The sequence below is a fragment of the Catellatospora paridis genome (assembly GCF_009720365.1).
Classification (GTDB): Bacteria; Actinomycetota; Actinomycetes; order Mycobacteriales; family Micromonosporaceae; genus Catellatospora; species Catellatospora paridis.
In genome coordinates, this window is sequence record NZ_ML769317.1 from 37,675 (window position 1) to 53,014 (window position 15,340).

The following is a 15,340-nucleotide window of genomic DNA, read 5'->3' on the forward strand; positions in this document are numbered from 1 at the left end:
GCGTGGGATACCTGGAGACGATCTCGACGGGGTACGGGGCGCTGCCGCCCCGCGCCTACCCGGCCACCGACGCCGCCCGCCTGAGCCTCAACGGCACCTGGCGCTTCCGGCTGACGCCCACCGCCGACACCCCCGCCGACTTCGCCGATCCGGCCTTCTCTGACAGCGGCTGGGACGAGATCGCCGTACCGTCACACTGGCCGCTGCAGCGCCGCGACGGAAGCTGGGGCAACCCCATCTACACCAACGTGCGCTACCCCATCCCCGTCGACCCGCCACACGTGCCCACCGACAACCCGACCGGCGACCACCGGCTCACCTTCGACCTGCCCGGCGGCTGGCCCGGCGGCGACACCGTGCTCCGCTTCGACGGCATCGACTCGTGCGGGCGGATCTGGCTCAACGGCACCGAACTCGGCGTCACGTTCGGCAGCCGCCTGCCCAGCGAGTACGCCGTCGGGCACCTGCTGCGCCCGACCGGCAACACCCTGGCCGTACGCGTGCACCAGTGGTCGGCCGGCACCTACGTCGAAGACCAGGACATGTGGTGGCTGCCCGGCATCTTCCGCGACGTCACCCTGCTCGCCCGCCCCGCCGGCGGCCTGACCGACGTACACGTGCACGCCGGCTACGACCACCGCACCGGCCTGGGCAGCCTGCGCGTCGACACCACCGCCGACGCAGTGCTGACCTGCCCCGAACTCGGCCTGTCCGCCGCACCCGCGGGCTTCGCGGTCGAGGTGCCGGTGACGCCGTGGACCGCCGAGACGCCGCACCTGTACCGCGTCGAAGTCGCCACCGCCACCGAACGGGCCGTGCTCGCGGTCGGGTTCCGCACCGTCGCGATCGAGGACGGGCGGTTCACGGTCAACGGCCGCCCGATCCTGTTCCGGGGCGTCAACCGGCACGAATTCGACCCCGACCACGGCCGCGTCGTCACCGAAGAACTGATGCGCACCGACCTGCTGCTCATGAAGCAGCACAACATCAACGCGGTACGCACCAGTCACTACCCGCCGCACCCCAGGTTCCTCGACCTGTGCGACGAGCTCGGCATGTGGGTCATCGACGAATGCGACCTGGAGACCCACGGCTTCGGTGAGAACGACTGGCGGGCCAACCCCACCGCCGACCCGGCCTGGCGTGACGCCCTCGTCGACCGAGCCCAGCGCATGGTCGCCCGCGACCGCAACCACCCGTCGATCGTCATGTGGTCGCTGGGCAACGAAGCCGGTGAGGGCGACAACCTCGGCCACATGGCCGCCGCGATCCGGGCCCTGGACGAGACCCGTCCTCTGCACTACGAAGGCGACCACATCTGCCGGTACACCGACGTGTACAGCCGCATGTACGCCGACCACGCCGAAGTCGACCTCATCGGACGCCGCGAAGAACCGCCGCTCGACGATCCTTTGCTCGACGTGCGGCGTCGCGTCATGCCGTTCATTCAGTGCGAGTACGGCCACGCCATGGGCAACGGCCCCGGCGGCCTGCACGAATACCAGCAGCTGTTCGAAAAGTACGACCGGCTGCACGGCGGGTTCATCTGGGAGTGGATCGACCACGGCATCCGCAGCCGCACCCCTGACGGGCGCGAGTTCCACGCCTACGGCGGCGACTTCGGCGAGGAGCTGCACGACGGCAACTTCATCTGCGACGGCCTCGTGTTCCCCGACCGGACACCGTCGCCGGGGCTGCTCGAATACAAGAAGGTCATCGAACCGATCCGCATCACCGACGCCGGCTCCGGCACGTTCACGATCGAGAACCGCCACGACTTCACCGACCTGTCCGGCCTGACCCTGCGCTGGGTGTACGAGGTCGACGGAGTCGCGCAGGGGAGGGGGGACCTGGCCTGCCCGAAGCTCGCCGCAGGCAGCTCGGGGGTCCTGGCCTTGCCCGCCCTCAACGTCGCCGACCAGCCCGGCGAGGCCTGGTGGACGGTCAGCGCGGTGCTCGCCGAGGACACCGCCTGGGCCCCTGCCGGACACGAGATCGCCTGGGGCCAGTGGCCCGCCGCTGACTCGGCAGTGACGCGACCGCACCCGGCGTTGACGGCCCTGGAATCGGCGCTCGTGGCCTCGCACACGGCGGAGGTAACCGCAAACACGGTGGCGACAACCGTGGCAATCAACGGGGCCGGTGCGACGGGCCTGGCCCTGGACAGCCTCGCACCGGTCCGGACCACGACCACCGACGCACCCGCCGGTTCGGCAGGCTTCGCCGTGCCGCGCGCCGCGCGGTTCGACGAACGCGGCCGGCTCGTCGAGTTCGCCGGGACGGCACTGGACCCGCCGCGGATCGACCTGTGGCGGGCGCCGACCGACAACGAGGCGCACGCCCTGGCCGCGCAGTGGCGCTGGGCAGGCCTGCACCGCGTACACGAACGGACCATCGACGTCACCGTCGACACCGAGGCCCTCACGGTCCGTACCCGCGTCGCCGCGGCGGCCGTCGACGCCGGGCTGCTGGTCACCTACCGGTGGAGCGAGGCTGGGGACGCCCTGCGGCTGGAGCTCGACGTCACTCCCGACGGGGTGTGGACCGTCCCGCTGCCCCGGCTCGGGCTGCGTCTCGGCCTTCCCGCCACCTGCGACCAGGTCACCTGGTTCGGGCGCGGGCCCGGCGAGGCGTACGCCGACACCCGGCTCGCCGCCCGGGTGGGCCGGTTCGCCGCCACCGTCGACACCATGCAGACCCCGTACGTGTTCCCGCAGGAGAACGGCGCCCGCATGGACGTGCGGTGGGCGACGATCAGCGACACCTCAGGTACCGGGCTGAGGATCGAAGCCGACCCGCTGTTCCAGCTCACCGCCCGCCGGTGGACGTCTGAGCAGATCGACGCCGCCCGGCACCAGACCGATCTGGTCCCCGGCGAACACGTGTGGGTCAACGTCGACCTGGCCCAGCACGGCATCGGCAGCAACTCCTGCGGCCCCGGCGTACTAGCCCGGCACGCCCTGACCGCCCGCCCGGCGTCCATGACGCTGCTACTGCGGCCCTGCTGAACGAACGCCCGGGATGCGGCCAGTGGCCCGGGGACGTCCGCCGGGACGTTCATGCTCGACGGCGTGCCTTCCTGCTCTGCGGCCGGCGCGGCTTCAGGGCAGGAGGGCTTCTAGCTGCTCGCGCAGGTCAGGGGCGCCCAGGCGGTTGTCAATGGCCAGGTGGGGGACGGGTGGTTCGACGCCTGCGCGGATGGCCGTGAGGTAGGTGTCGAAGGCGGCGAGTTTCTGGCCGTCGCGGGCCAGGGCGCGGGCGGTCAGGCGGGCGTGCAGGGTGACGGCGTCGGTGCGGATCCAGACCAGGTGGACCGGGTTGCCGCCGAGCTCCGCGACCCACGTCGCCCACCGGTCTGGATCATGGATCTGGCCGGTGAACGGGGCGTCGAGGAGGACCGGGCAGCCGTGAGAGCGGATCAGGTGGGCCGCGGCCGTCATACCGCGGTACTCGTGGATCTTGATGTGCTCGTCGTACCAGGGTCCCTCGCGCTCGCCGTGCGGGCGGCCGGCGGCCTGCAGGGTTGCGGCGACGAAGCCGCCGTAGAGGACGTCCTTGTCGAGCAGGGCCGGGACCGGGTCGAGGGCGGCCAGGAGTAGTCGGGAGACGGTGCTCTTGCCGGCTCCTGGCGGACCGGCAACGACCCATACCGCAGCGTTCACGCTCGGAGACTACCGACAGCGGTAACCCGATGTGCGTGATCAACGGGGAGCGTGTATCGTTGTGGCTCGTGCGGCTGATGCCGGACACCAGCGGAGATATGCCTCCGAAGGTGGCCGGGGAAGGTCGGACACCACCGGTCCGGGTGGCGGAATGGCAGACGCGCTAGCTTGAGGTGCTAGTGCCCGTATAGGGCGTGGGGGTTCAAGTCCCCCCTCGGACACGTTAACCCCCACGCGAGCCTGCCTCGGTGGGGGTTTTTGCTGGTCGGCGCTGGTGTGGGACGCTCGCAGCGGTCGGGGCGACTGGGGGATTCGCGCCTTCGACCGTGACGACCCCGCCGAGTCCGCACATGATCACAAACTGGTACGCCCGCAGGTAGGCGGATACGGTGTTGGGATCGTCGGGCAGGCCGAGTTGGGCTGCCACCTCCGTGACGGCTTTGCGCTCGTGCACGTAGACATTGCGTGGCAGGCCCGAGTCGGCTTGGCTGCTGCTGCGTCGACCGTGCCGGCACCGGTACGCGGCCCGGCCATGCACCCAGTGCCCGTCCAGGACCCGGCCACACAGGTGGCATCTGATCAGCCCGGTCAGCGAGTAGCGAGTCTGTGGGCTGTTTGCGCCCTTCGGAACTGCGTTGATCTGCTGGGCGGCGACGAAGTCCTGTTCGCTGACCAGCGGTGGATGCGCGACGTCTTCGGAGATCACCCACTGCTGGATCGCGTTCCAGCGACGGGCCTCTGACCGGCCGAGCACATCATCGGCTCCCGACAGCGGAGCATAGTCGGTGCGCTGCCGGTTCCATGCCTGCCGACCGGTATAGCGCGGGTTGGCCAGGATCGCCGCCACGGTCCGTAGGGTCCAGGCCGCGCCACCGCGGTGCGGGTTACGGACCGGGTCGACACCAGACGGACACCGAACACCCAGCTCATTGAGTTCCCGGGCGATGCCGGCGACACTACGGCCCGATAAGCGCTGCACGAAGATCCACTGCACATGCGGCGCGGTGACCGGATCCGGCTCCAGCCGGTGCGCACGGCGGCCCCATCGGGCATGCCTCGCGTTCGGGTGGGGGCCGGCATCCACGAGCTGATACCCGTAAGGTGGGCGGCCTCCCACATGTCGGCCCTGCAACGCGACCTGCGCCTGCATGGCCGCCTTGGCCCGGAAGCGGGAGCGCAGCACCTCCCGCCGCGAGTGCACGCCCAGCAGCATCAGCAACGACAGGTGCAGCTCGTTGTCGACGTCGACCGGCCCGTCGAGCTCCGGTAGCCACACCTGCACTCCGTAGCAATCGAACAACGGCGCCAGGCGTAGGAACTGGTCACCATAGAAGGCTCGCTCAAACTCGCCGACCACGATGGCGTCGAACGGCCGTTGCGGGTCAGCAATGGCTTCCAGCAGCAGCGCAGCTTGCGGCCGTTCGCTCCATTCCAGGCGGCGCGAGCAGCCGACGTCGAAGAACTCAGCCACGATCGTGCCGCGCCCCTCGATCAGATCCGCGGCGAAGTCGCGCTGCCACCGGGCGGACGATATCCAGTCCTGGAAGCCAGTGGTGGAGATCCGGCCGTAGAACACGAACCGGAGTTCGCCGGCCGAAGGTGACGAGCGACGGTTCATGCGCGGCGCCCGGGCTGCACCGTGCGCTTGACGGATCCACCAGCCCAGCAGATCTGGTCCACCGTGCTGAACCGAGTCAGCCATGCGGCGGCTCCCTTCGGGAGAGCTTCGCGCTACATTGAGCAAATAATCATCAATTGGCTCGATTAGAGGCAATCCCCCAGAAGGGTCGCGCTGATCGAGTTCCTGTCGATGTCGGTTGGTGTCGCGCTCACATGTCAGCGACACCGAGGATTCACCGTCACCGCTGACCTGCTGGATCGGTGCGCCACGTGAGCCGGGGACGACGTTCCCGTGGCTGGTGGAGCGAGATTGGACGGGTTCATCCCATAGTCACTCATCGTCATGTCTCCGTTACGGATCTCTCGACTGAGGCCCTCGCATTCAGTAGCATGATTGGGCCCGTCCATTTGCCTGGTGGTCCGTCTGGGGGAGTAGATGGCGAAGCGATCGCCAAGTGCCGCCGAGTACCACCGCCGGCAACAGGCTCAAGCCAAGGAGGCCGCCCGGCAGCAGCGAGCGGCAGAGAACGCGGTCAAGGCGACGCAGCGCGCGGAGCGGGAGAATTACCTTGCGAGCAGAGGCCGCGAGGCGGATAACAAAACCCATGAGGTCCAGCAGCGGATGCTTTCCTTGCAGAGTCTGCTGGAAGTCGGTCTGCGGCGTTCAGCGCGCATCGATCTCGTCTCTCTGAAGAAGGCTCCAGAGAGCCCGCCGTTCGCGTCGGGCGCAGTCGGTGTGCCGGCGCAGCGTCCGTCATGGGAGATGTTTGCACCTTCGCGTCCGGGAGTGATCAAGTCAGTTCTCGAAGGCCGTACGAGGCAGGAACAGCGGGAGCTCGCTGCAAGGCAGCAGTACGAGGCAGCCCAGCGGGCGTGGGAGCAGAGCGAGCACGTCCGGCTCGAACGGCTCGCGGCGCTGAGGCGGGAGCACCTCGGTCTGCTGGCCGCCAAGCAACAGGCGGCAGATGCTCACAACAGGGCGATCGATGAATTGGCGTCGGGCGTTCGGAGTAGGCGCAAGGACGCGGTGGAAAAGTACCTGCAGACCGTGCTGCGCCGCATGCCCCTGCCAGCCGTGTTCGCACGCCGCAGCGACGTGATCTACAGCCCGCACGCCGAGCAGGTGGTCGTCAGGCTACAGCTGCCTAGTCGTGACGTCGTTCCCGTAGTCAAGGGCTACAGCTACATCCAGTCGAAGGATGAGCTCAGACCGGCACCGCGGCCCGCGAAGGAAGTTGCTGAGCTCTACCGTGCCACGATCGCACAGGTAGCGTTGTTGGTGACCCGAGACCTGTTCGACGCCGACCCGATGCTGCGGGAGGTCGGCTTCAACGGACACGTGGACACCGTGGATCCCGCCACGGGGCAGAGCGTTTATCCCTGCCTCATCAGCCTGACCGTGGACAGGGACAGATTCAGCTCGTTGAACCTGCGCCAGGTCAACCCGGAGGACTGCCTGCGGCACTTGAACGCGCTGGTCTCGCAGCACCCATACGAGCTCAAGGGGATCACCCCGGTCCTGGACTTTGACCGCACAAAGTATGCGTTTGTCGAGGGCATGGACGCCGTAGCGATGCTCGACTCGCGACCCGACCTGATGCAACTGAGTGCCGGTGAATTCGAGCACCTCGTGCGCCAGGTTTTCGAGGCCATGGGCATGCAGGGTTGGACGACGACGCCGAGCAAGGACGACGGCGTTGATGGCGTGGTCTTCAATCCAACGCCGTTCGTCGGCGGTCTCACCATCGTTCAAGCGAAGCGGTACAAGGATGTCGTTGGCGTGAACCACATCCGCGAGCTGGCCGGCGCGATGGAGGAGAAAAAGGCCGGACACGGCGTCCTGGTGACCACATCGTGGTTCACCACTGGCGGTTGGCAGAAGGCTCGTGACCACGGACGCATCGAACTGGTCGACGGTCCGCGGCTGGTGCACCTCATCAAAGAACACCTAGGCAAAGATGTGCTGATCGGCATAAAGCGGCCGAAGACGGCCAGCACAGGGCCATCATGAGCCGCCGGCTTCTCGGCCTGCGGACGTACGCTCGTGGTTGCCACCAGCGGCGTTATCACGCTGTGTCACCGACAGTTGGTCGAGTAGTGTGCGGCGGTGGCGCCGAGGGCGTACCAGGAGCTGGGCATCGAGCAAGTGGCGGTGTGGGACCGTTTTATGCGCAGTTCGACTTCAGGCCCAGCATGCACCGCTTTCCGGCGATCACCGAGCCCACCCCGTCGGTTACCTGGAGCCTGAGCAGCCTCGGCGATGATGTCGGCTATACACGGCTGGACCACCTGGTCGAGGCCGTGCACGCTGGGCTCACCGGGCTGGTCGGTGACGGGCGCTCCTGTGCCTGGACTGGCAGCACCTCGACTACCGCGTTTGGCCCAGCCTTGTCGGGCCGGACAACATCGACCCACCGGGCGGACCAGGCTGGCCCCTGTCGCCATATCCTGACGGCGACTACTTCATCTACCTTGCGGAAGACTTCCGATTCGGCACTTTTGGCCATCCGTGGGAGCCGTCGCTGTGCGCCTTCGGCGGCGACCTGCTGGACCTGGTCGAAGCCAAGTTGCACGACGCTCTCGGCCAGGTCATACACCGCGACGGCCAGCAGGTGACGGTGTGAACGAGGACCGCCAACGTGAGACCGTACGGCCAGATTAGCCGGGCGACGATCTGACGTCGTCCGCCGCCGACCGGCCATGGCGATCTTGGAAGCCGCAGCGGTGCCTGGATTGGCTCCAAGGTGGAAGGTACGGCAGAGCCCGCCAACGGAAGAGGCCTCCCCATGCGGGCTACTATTACGGTGAGAAACCCCGAGAAGGTCGGTGACGCAGTGCTGGGCTATGTGCTTTCGCATCGAACGGGAAAGCCTCAGCTGACCTGGTACGACCCGACAGGCACGAAGCGCGAATCGAATACGGCAGCGCGTTCGATCTCCGCGGAAGCAGAAAATAAAAATGGTTCTGACTACTACGCGTCGTCGCCTCTGCACCTCCGTCCTCCTGGTGACGCTCGCTCTGATCGCGGGGTGTAGCGGTCGCGGCCCAGACAACGAGGTCGTGAGCGACCCCCATGGCACGGACACGGTGGATCTGGTCGCCGCCATGGACGACGGATCGGTGTACTACGTCACCGCCCCTGCCTGGGAAGGTCCCGTGCGTCTGTGGTTCAAGCAATCCGAGAGCCACCAGCCGGTCGAAGTTCCCTACACCGACAGCCGCTGTACTCCCTTCTCGCCGATATCGATCAGCGCCATCGGAGAACAAGCCATCGGCTTGGTGCTGGACTGCGGTGATGGATCAGCAGCCTTCGACGCGGTGATGTCGCAAGGAAGGTTCGAAAGACTCGAAGCTCGTCCTGTCGTACCATCCGCGAACCTCGCCGTGTGGCGGCCGGGAGCTGACGTTGCCTACTTCCAAGTCCTCCGACGCTGTGAGGGCTTGATCCGCTTGACGAAAGGTGGTGCGGTTGCGGTTCTGACGGGTAAGCCGCATGGCAGTTATTCATGGAGTGAGATGTCACTCGAACAGAGTTGTGGTGGCCCTGCTGTCGGCACTGCCCTTGCACTGGATTCCGCGGGCGACCTACTCGCCTTCTCCGAGGGCATCAGCTCGTCGACGCGCCAGGTAGAGTTCAGGGATCCGGGCGTCGACCTGGTGGTTGTCGCCTCGGCATCCGGCTCGGTTCGCTATGTTCTGGACGAGGTCAGGGCACTCGACGGATCGGGATACCTGGCCGGATTCGCTTTTGTGCCGGGGACCTCGCAGCTTGCTCTGTCGGGAACTGTCGAGGACCATCCCGGCATCTGGCTGATCGACGTGCCCTCTGGGAACCGCCGGCGAATCCTTGACGGTGAATTCGGTGCACTCTCGCTTTCACCGGAGGGACGATTTCTGGCAGCCGTGTGCCGTCATTGCGACGGAGGCCTCACTCTGCTAGACCTTCGTTCACATGGTGTGGTTTCGTAGCGGAGCCAAGCGACTGAAGATCGGTGACGTTTCGCGGCCCCTGCGAAATCATCATTGAGACCGCCCACCCCGAAACCCTCATCCCGCCCGCATCGGCAGCCAGCCACCGAACCCGACATCGGGGGAGTACCGATACTGCTCCAACTCCATATGCCGAACTGCAGATCGAGGCCCGCCCCACTGGCAAGGGACGGGCCCGCCGCGTCGACCGCTATGGACGGTGGTCCACGAAGCCGGGTTGGACCTGGAAGTCGTACAGGCCGCCGATCTCAGCCGAGCCCCCTCACCCAGTTGGCCGCCGTGACGGTCTCCGGGGCGTTGTCCGTGCGGTGCGCGGCGGCGACCGGCCAGCGGGCGGCCAGTGGCGGGCGGCGGAGCTGCTACCGGCTCGCGCAACTTTAGCCTGGCGGCCCGGCGATTTCCGCCGCCCGGTATCGCGATCATGGAATTCGCAGGTCAGCCAACATCGTGATCATGTACTTAGGGTTCATATAGCCCCGGAGACTCCAGACTTTATCTCAGGTGCTGTTTTCCCTGCTCAAATGACGTTCGCGGGCCGCGTTTCGGGGTGCGTTTCGGGCGGCTCGCTCAACAGGTGGAAAGGAGCGACGCTCCTTCGATCTGAGGTGATGTTGCGAGGCTTATGGCGGGGATCGCCGCCTGGGTGAGGCACGCATGTAGCACCCTTGCTTCAGTACGGCGTCATCCGGGACGGCGCACCTAAAGGTGGGGGAGAGCTTCGCCGGGCCGGGGCTGGCGCTGCTGTTCGAGCCAGAATAGATAGCCGCGTAGGTATGCCTCCAGGCCGTCGTCGAGGTAGGCGACGAAGTCCCAGTGGCCTTGGGCGGCGTCGTGATAATGGCCCAGATATCTGGGGTGGGCGTTGTAGCCCCAATGCGGGTGTGTGTCGGCTCCCCAGTCGGCGGCGATGGCGACAGCCCATTGCCGTACCCGGCTTCGGTCCCGCCACCACCCACGTACGGTCTCCGCGGTCCAGTGGTCGTTGCCGTCCCAGTTATAGCCCCGGTAGAGCTCTAACCGGCAGCCGTTGACCACGGCCTCGGTCTCGCGCTCGTTCACCGGCTGGCGGTATATGAACTCGGATCCGAACCCGCCACCGAGATCGTCGTCGTAGCAGATGTGGTCTGGTGCATCCAGCCGCCCGATGGCCAGGCTGTCGGTCTCACCGGCGTAGAAGGGGCCCGGGACGTTGCGCCAGTTCCGCTGTTCCCAGCGTCCGGTGAACAGCTCCTCGGCGGGCTCATTGAAGCTCTCCACCAACCGCCGGGCCGTGGGCAGCGGGTCCCAGTAGCCGATCATCGCCCTATCTTGCCCGACGTGGGCGTCATGTTCCGGCGGACCTGGGGCGCCCACCGGAGACCTCGCAGGCACTTCCGCGCAGGCGCGCGGTGCCTGCCCAGGCTGGCCGCGCTCGTCGCGGGTTAGTTCCAGTTCGTGGCGGTGCATGTCGTGATCTGGCACCGCTCGCACAGGTAGAGGGTGCGCCAGCCGTGCCCGTACTCGCGGATGTAGTTCTGCACGGTGACGACGTGGAACATCAGGCGGTCGCAGCTGCGGCAGTGTGGGTTCGGGTAGAGACCTATCGGTGGGCCGCCTGCCGTCCCGACCACGCCCGGTGTCGACAGGACGTGTCCGTTGCTGTAGACGAGGTCGCTGTCGTACGGCCGGAGCACGGCGACGCCGATGCCGCGCGGGTCGCTGTTGTCGACCTCGGTTTCGTCTTCGCGAGGCGGCTCGTCGAAGGTCACGGTCTCGTCGTGCCAGAGGCCGTCCGGACCCGCCGCCGTGGTCAGCGTCCAGCCGACCGATCCTTTCGGGCTGGCCAGGTGCACCCGGTCGGCGGGCAAGTCCGGCATACCCGGCACTTGGTCGAGGCGCAGCGAAAGGTAATGCCATACCGCCGGGGTGGCCTCCGGTCGGCGAACGACCTGATCCAGTGGCAGTCCGACGGGATGATCCGCGGTTAGCAGCTCCGCGGGGTCGGACACGGTCCGGAGTTCGACCACCTGCCGGTGCGGAGTGAACCGGCATCGTGCCGGCCCGGTGGCAGGGGTCCAGATGCCCGAGTCCTCGAACTCCTTGCCCGGGTCCGCGCCGTCGCGGACGAGGCCGGCGATCGCGGTGAGCGCGGCCTCGGTTCCGATCGCCGCGAGCATCCACGCTTGCTGGTACGTCCAGCGGCTTCGTAGCCGCCGCTCCAGGTGCTCCACACGGCGATCGGGTGCGCCGTGGAACAGCACGCACAGGTTGTCGAAGGTCACGTCGAAACCGTCAATGAACTCGGTGACGACCGCGTCCTGATGCGGCCGGAACCACTCCGGACGGGTACCCGCCACGAACGCGAAGTGGTCGCCGAGGTCGTTGCGCAGCCGCTCGTCAATGGCGGCCCGTCCAAGAAGCTCCACCAGGGCTGTGACGTCGTCCGCGGTGTCGACCGGGAACGCGGCAGCACCGGTGTAGGTCTTGATCGGCATTCGCGGACTGTATCAACGCAGCCGGATCGAGCCGGTCGTTCAGGGAATGAGTTCGGGGTGTACTCGACCCAGATGCGGGCGGTACGCAGGTCCGGCTCGCCTGCCGGGGTGTGACAACCGATGGCCCACAGCGCCATGAGCACCTGTGCCGGGAATCGGTGTGCCGCGTCCGCCGCTGCGGTGAACAGCTCGAGGTCGGCGCTGATGACGCCGTGTACCGCCTCCCACCTGCACCAGCCGCACCAGGCGGCCTACACATGGCCAGGGCCGCGTAGGAGACGACGGCGTGCGTGTGGCTGCTATCGGTTGGGCCTGTTCCGGCACTACGGTCTGCGCCTGATTCACCCCTCGATGGACTACGCCCCGATGCCCACACGGCCGGCTTGTGCAATACGCTGCCGCGATGGAAGCAGCCGAGGAGGTTCTCGCTCAACTCGACGGTGCTGCGCGCGGCTCTGGGTTCGCCGATCCCGAGCATCCGTACTACTCGGCCATCGACGCGCGGATGCACGTGTTCCGTGATGATCACCGTTGGGCGTTGTTGATCGAACTTGTCGGCTACAACCCCCGTGCCGGAAACGTCGTCGATGTCTTGCACACGTACGGCAACTGCCTCACCCGAGGCCGACCCGGTTTCGAGGTCGAGGACTTCCACTCCCGGATAGACAACATGGACGAGATCGAGGATCGCGACAACCCGGAGTACCTGTGCGTCGAGGGCGGGCCGATCGAGGTCCGCGGGCAGCGGGTGCCGGTGCCTGCACGCGTCGGCGACCTGCTCGAAGATGTGTTTCGCCTGCTCGTGCCGGAGCATCGCGATCTGCTGCTGGCCGACGATGCTGAGCTGCGTCGACGTATCCCGGCGGAGCTGCCTCGGATCCTGGTGCTCGAAGAGTGGCGGCATCGCGAGCCGGACCACTACGACCAGCTGCCCAGTGAGACGGAGACGTTCCGGCAGCTCGCCGAGGTCCTGGCGACCGGTGATCCCACCAGATACCGGCCGTCCGCAGCGCCGAATACGCACTGGTCGAACTGGCCGGAATCGGGGTCGCTGTGAGCAAGGAGATCGCTGAGGGCGAGGAGACCGGCCTTCGGCAGTTGGTCGGTTTAGAGGTCAGTGCCGTCTGCTTCGTCAGAGACTATGTCGAGTTGCACTTTGACGGACCGGTCCTGCGGGCGGTGAGCGATCCGTTCGGCCACTGCGGCTGTCAGGGCTGGCGGTTTCCCGAAGGAAACTCGCCCATCCTCATGCGCTCCTACATCGGCACGACCGTCGACGGGTTCGAGCTGATCCCGGATCGGTTTCTTGCCCTCGACTTCGGCGAGCATCGTTTCGTTATCCCGCTGGATGAAGCCTCGCGGAGCGGTCCGGAGGCAGCGCACCTACAAATTCCTGATCCCGGCGGTTCGTCTGGCCGCCACCATTTGTGGATCTGGTGATGTCGTCATGAACCAAGGGACGAACAGATACCTTGTCGCGCACGATTACGACATGGGCGCCTTTTGGTGGTGGGTGTGGGCCGGGTCGGCGGCGGAGATCGTCGAGAAGTGCGCCGAGGTCGAAGTCGTCACCGATCCGGACGTGCTGCGTCGCACCGAGGCGTGGGATCTTCCAGTTGTCTACCTTGGCGCCGACGACCTGGGACCGTTGGAGAGTTTCCGTGCCAAGCGGGATGCTCAGTGTGATCAGCCAGGGTTCGGCGTTCTCGTCGGTCGTGGGGTGGTGCACGTGCGGTACGAGGACCCGGACGTTGAAGAGACGTTCGACGGGGCGTATCTGCTGGAGTTGGGTTCGGACGGGCGGCGCCTGCGGCAGGTCGTGATCGAATCCGATGGGTCCGTTACTGCGGAGGGGCCCGACGAATGGCCGTTCAACCCGCCCTTCGACCTGTACGACCCGAAGCTGGCCGCGATGCAGATCGCCGGCAGCGAGTTCGAAGCCGCCTTGTCGAACGCCCGGACCGTGAACGGAGCCAAGGCATGAGTCCCGCCACCGTCACCACGGTGTACGACATCGCGTCAGCGCTGCCGGACATCGAGACTTTGCGCCACCGCTGCCGTGCTTTGGCGATCCTTGAGGTGATCATCAGCCCCGAGTGGGAGTCGCGCTACTACTCCTTCGACGCAGCCTGGAACACCGGTGAGCAGATGGCATCGATGCGTAATGGCAGCGGGGACGAGTACTCGATCGTGTTCACTGCCGCCGGCGCGTTCATCCGCGGCTTTGACCACGAGTCACCGATGAGCCGGTTTGGCAACGGCGGCGAGCTGTGGCCAGGTCTGCTCGACGGCGTGCCGGACGTGTTCGCTTCGCAGGTCGCCGAGCCTGCATTCAGCTACGCCGGGAAGCTGAGCGCGACCTTCTGCCTCTGGCGCCAGAGCGAAGACGCCGGTTGGCGCACCGGTCGCCTCGACTTTCCCGCAGTCCGCGGATACCGCGACGACCCGGACGGCTCCGGTCTGCTGAAGATCCTCTGCGATGGCAGCGGTGACGCATATCGGGCATTCGCGACCGACTACTACGAGGTCGAAATCGACCAGGCTGCGGTGACGCACATCTATGCCCGGCTGCCGTTGGACGACCACATCGTGCGGCTGTTGAATCCAGACCTGGTCCTCGCCGACGTCGCGGACGAGGTCACCGCCATGGAGGAGACGCGTCGTGCCTGAAGGACCACCCATCGCCGGTCTGCAACGATATGAGTACGTGGGATCGCCGGAGATCCGCGACGCTGTCGCGTCCGCAGGCAGCGGTCGTGCGATCCTGGCGGCAATCGACGTGGCCGAGTGGCTTGGCGGCCTGCCGGCCCGGGACCGATCGCAGCCGCACACGTTCGTCGTCGATGTGACGGGCGTTCTGCGTGTAGCGGCCCGGCGCAGCGAACACGTCGCGTGCGCCGGTGGTGAGCCGGTGCTCAGTGCTGGAGAAATCACCTTCACTCGCCACGATCAGGGTTGGTTGGTCAGTGAGGTCACCAACCAGTCGACCGGCTACTGCCCGCGCGTTTCCTCCTGGACCGCTGTGGCCGCGGCGTGCGAACGCGCCGGTCTGGACGATCCGGGCGGGTTCACCACCGCGTTCGAATTTCGCCACTGCCCCGAGTGTCAGCAGATCAACATCGTGAAGGACGAAGACTTCACCTGCCTGGCGTGTGGTGTCGGCCTGCCTGCGGAGTGGAACTTCACGGGCAGGCCGGATTTTCCGGCGCCGCGCGGCACATGAGCGATTCCCTGAAAGCGTGGCCCCGAGGCCGAGCTGATCTTCCCTCCCACCCCTTCCTCTGGGCCATCGCTAGTTCAGAGAAACCTGAATCCGGCTGATCGATGCTGCACGGCCGAGATACTCGCCGCGTGCGGAGGCGTTTCGTCGCTGGATCAATCGCTTGCTGCATGGTCATCGACAGGTTCCGCCCCTGGCGATCAGCATAATTGCAGGTCAGCGGCCATTGTGATCATGTACTTAGGGTTCATGTAGCCCCTCGGACACGCAAATCCAGCGAGGCATCAGTCATTGACTATGCCTCGCTTATGTTTCTGCTGCTGAGCTCGTTGTCGGGGGATTCCCGACCCTCGTCTTGAGCCGTTGGCAAGCGG

General features: G+C 66.6%; 13 protein-coding genes, 1 tRNA gene and 1 pseudogene. 11 read left to right on the plus strand and 4 right to left on the minus strand.

What is annotated here, in order from left to right:
- The first annotated feature begins 2 nt into the window (after nt 1-2).
- On the plus strand, nt 3-3,008 hold the full coding sequence (locus F9C41_RS18180; protein WP_230689716.1) for a glycoside hydrolase family 2 TIM barrel-domain containing protein: 3,006 nt from the start codon (nt 3-5) through the stop codon (nt 3,006-3,008).
- A 93-nt stretch (nt 3,009-3,101) separates the two neighbouring features.
- On the opposite strand, the gene F9C41_RS18185 is transcribed toward F9C41_RS18180, so the two are convergent.
- Nucleotides 3,102-3,662, minus strand: coding sequence for a P-loop nucleotide/nucleoside kinase family protein (locus F9C41_RS18185; RefSeq protein ID WP_155388029.1), 561 nt, complete (start codon nt 3,660-3,662; stop codon nt 3,102-3,104).
- A gap of 137 nt (nt 3,663-3,799) precedes the next feature.
- Between F9C41_RS18185 and F9C41_RS18190 the strand changes: the two genes are divergently transcribed.
- A tRNA-Leu gene (locus tag F9C41_RS18190) sits at nt 3,800-3,883 on the plus strand.
- 2 nt (nt 3,884-3,885) lie between these two features.
- Here the strand turns inward: F9C41_RS18190 and F9C41_RS18195 are convergent.
- Nucleotides 3,886-5,364 carry a recombinase family protein gene (locus F9C41_RS18195; protein WP_230689717.1) on the minus strand — a complete coding sequence of 493 codons (1,479 nt, stop codon included), beginning with the start codon at nt 5,362-5,364 and terminating at the stop codon, nt 3,886-3,888.
- A gap of 354 nt (nt 5,365-5,718) precedes the next feature.
- Here F9C41_RS18195 and F9C41_RS18200 point away from each other — a divergent pair, with 354 nt between their 5' ends.
- From F9C41_RS18200 to F9C41_RS18210, 4 genes and pseudogenes are all read left to right on the plus strand, one after another.
- Nucleotides 5,719-7,293, plus strand: coding sequence for a restriction endonuclease (locus F9C41_RS18200; RefSeq protein ID WP_155388030.1), 1,575 nt, complete (start codon nt 5,719-5,721; stop codon nt 7,291-7,293).
- 182 nt (nt 7,294-7,475) lie between these two features.
- Nucleotides 7,476-7,559: pseudogene (locus F9C41_RS41815) on the plus strand (DUF2716 domain-containing protein); the annotation flags it as partial.
- A 71-nt stretch (nt 7,560-7,630) separates the two neighbouring features.
- Nucleotides 7,631-7,906 carry a DUF2716 domain-containing protein gene (locus F9C41_RS41820; protein ID WP_269058947.1) on the plus strand — a complete coding sequence of 92 codons (276 nt, stop codon included), beginning with the start codon at nt 7,631-7,633 and terminating at the stop codon, nt 7,904-7,906.
- A gap of 436 nt (nt 7,907-8,342) precedes the next feature.
- Nucleotides 8,343-9,251: a WD40 repeat domain-containing protein gene (locus F9C41_RS18210; protein ID WP_155388031.1), complete on the plus strand. Its 909-nt coding sequence runs from the start codon at nt 8,343-8,345 to the stop codon at nt 9,249-9,251.
- A gap of 720 nt (nt 9,252-9,971) precedes the next feature.
- On the opposite strand, the gene F9C41_RS18215 is transcribed toward F9C41_RS18210, so the two are convergent.
- Both F9C41_RS18215 and F9C41_RS18220 read right to left on the minus strand, forming a co-directional pair.
- Nucleotides 9,972-10,571 (minus strand): ferredoxin, encoded by a 600-nt coding sequence (locus tag F9C41_RS18215; protein WP_230689718.1) that lies wholly within the window; start codon nt 10,569-10,571, stop codon nt 9,972-9,974.
- Between the two features lie 122 nt (nt 10,572-10,693).
- On the minus strand, nt 10,694-11,746 hold the full coding sequence (locus F9C41_RS18220) for a hypothetical protein (protein WP_155388032.1): 1,053 nt from the start codon (nt 11,744-11,746) through the stop codon (nt 10,694-10,696).
- Nucleotides 11,747-12,149: 403 nt separating this feature from the next.
- Here F9C41_RS18220 and F9C41_RS18225 point away from each other — a divergent pair, with 403 nt between their 5' ends.
- Genes F9C41_RS18225 through F9C41_RS18245 form a run of 5 tightly spaced genes read left to right on the plus strand, consistent with a single transcriptional unit; the run spans nt 12,150 to nt 14,969 of the window.
- Nucleotides 12,150-12,803, plus strand: coding sequence for a DUF7003 family protein (locus F9C41_RS18225; protein ID WP_155388033.1), 654 nt, complete (start codon nt 12,150-12,152; stop codon nt 12,801-12,803).
- A complete protein-coding gene (locus F9C41_RS18230; protein WP_155388034.1) occupies nt 12,800-13,186 on the plus strand; it encodes a hypothetical protein in 387 nt (128 codons plus the stop codon). The genes F9C41_RS18225 and F9C41_RS18230 overlap by 4 nt, the downstream gene beginning before the upstream one ends.
- Nucleotides 13,187-13,193: 7 nt before the next feature.
- Complete coding sequence (locus tag F9C41_RS18235) at nt 13,194-13,730, plus strand: hypothetical protein (protein ID WP_155388035.1); 537 nt, start codon at nt 13,194-13,196, stop codon at nt 13,728-13,730.
- On the plus strand, nt 13,727-14,416 hold the full coding sequence (locus F9C41_RS18240) for a hypothetical protein (RefSeq protein ID WP_155388036.1): 690 nt from the start codon (nt 13,727-13,729) through the stop codon (nt 14,414-14,416). Before F9C41_RS18235 ends, F9C41_RS18240 begins: the two co-directional genes overlap by 4 nt.
- Nucleotides 14,409-14,969, plus strand: coding sequence for a hypothetical protein (locus F9C41_RS18245; protein WP_230689719.1), 561 nt, complete (start codon nt 14,409-14,411; stop codon nt 14,967-14,969). The genes F9C41_RS18240 and F9C41_RS18245 overlap by 8 nt, the downstream gene beginning before the upstream one ends.
- Nucleotides 14,970-15,340 lie beyond the last annotated feature (371 nt).

Bases quoted from the DNA above. Each gene is read 5' to 3' on its own strand.
- F9C41_RS18215 (WP_230689718.1), bottom strand. From the start codon at position 10,571: ATGATCGGCTACTGGGACCCGCTGCCCACGGCCCGGCGGTTGGTGGAG.
- F9C41_RS18200 (WP_155388030.1), top strand. From the start codon at position 5,719: ATGGCGAAGCGATCGCCAAGTGCCGCCGAGTACCACCGCCGGCAACAG.
- F9C41_RS18220 (WP_155388032.1), bottom strand. From the start codon at position 11,746: ATGCCGATCAAGACCTACACCGGTGCTGCCGCGTTCCCGGTCGACACC.
- F9C41_RS18240 (WP_155388036.1), top strand. From the start codon at position 13,727: ATGAGTCCCGCCACCGTCACCACGGTGTACGACATCGCGTCAGCGCTG.
- F9C41_RS18235 (WP_155388035.1), top strand. From the start codon at position 13,194: ATGAACCAAGGGACGAACAGATACCTTGTCGCGCACGATTACGACATG.
- F9C41_RS18195 (WP_230689717.1), bottom strand. From the start codon at position 5,364: ATGGCTGACTCGGTTCAGCACGGTGGACCAGATCTGCTGGGCTGGTGG.
- F9C41_RS18225 (WP_155388033.1), top strand. From the start codon at position 12,150: ATGGAAGCAGCCGAGGAGGTTCTCGCTCAACTCGACGGTGCTGCGCGC.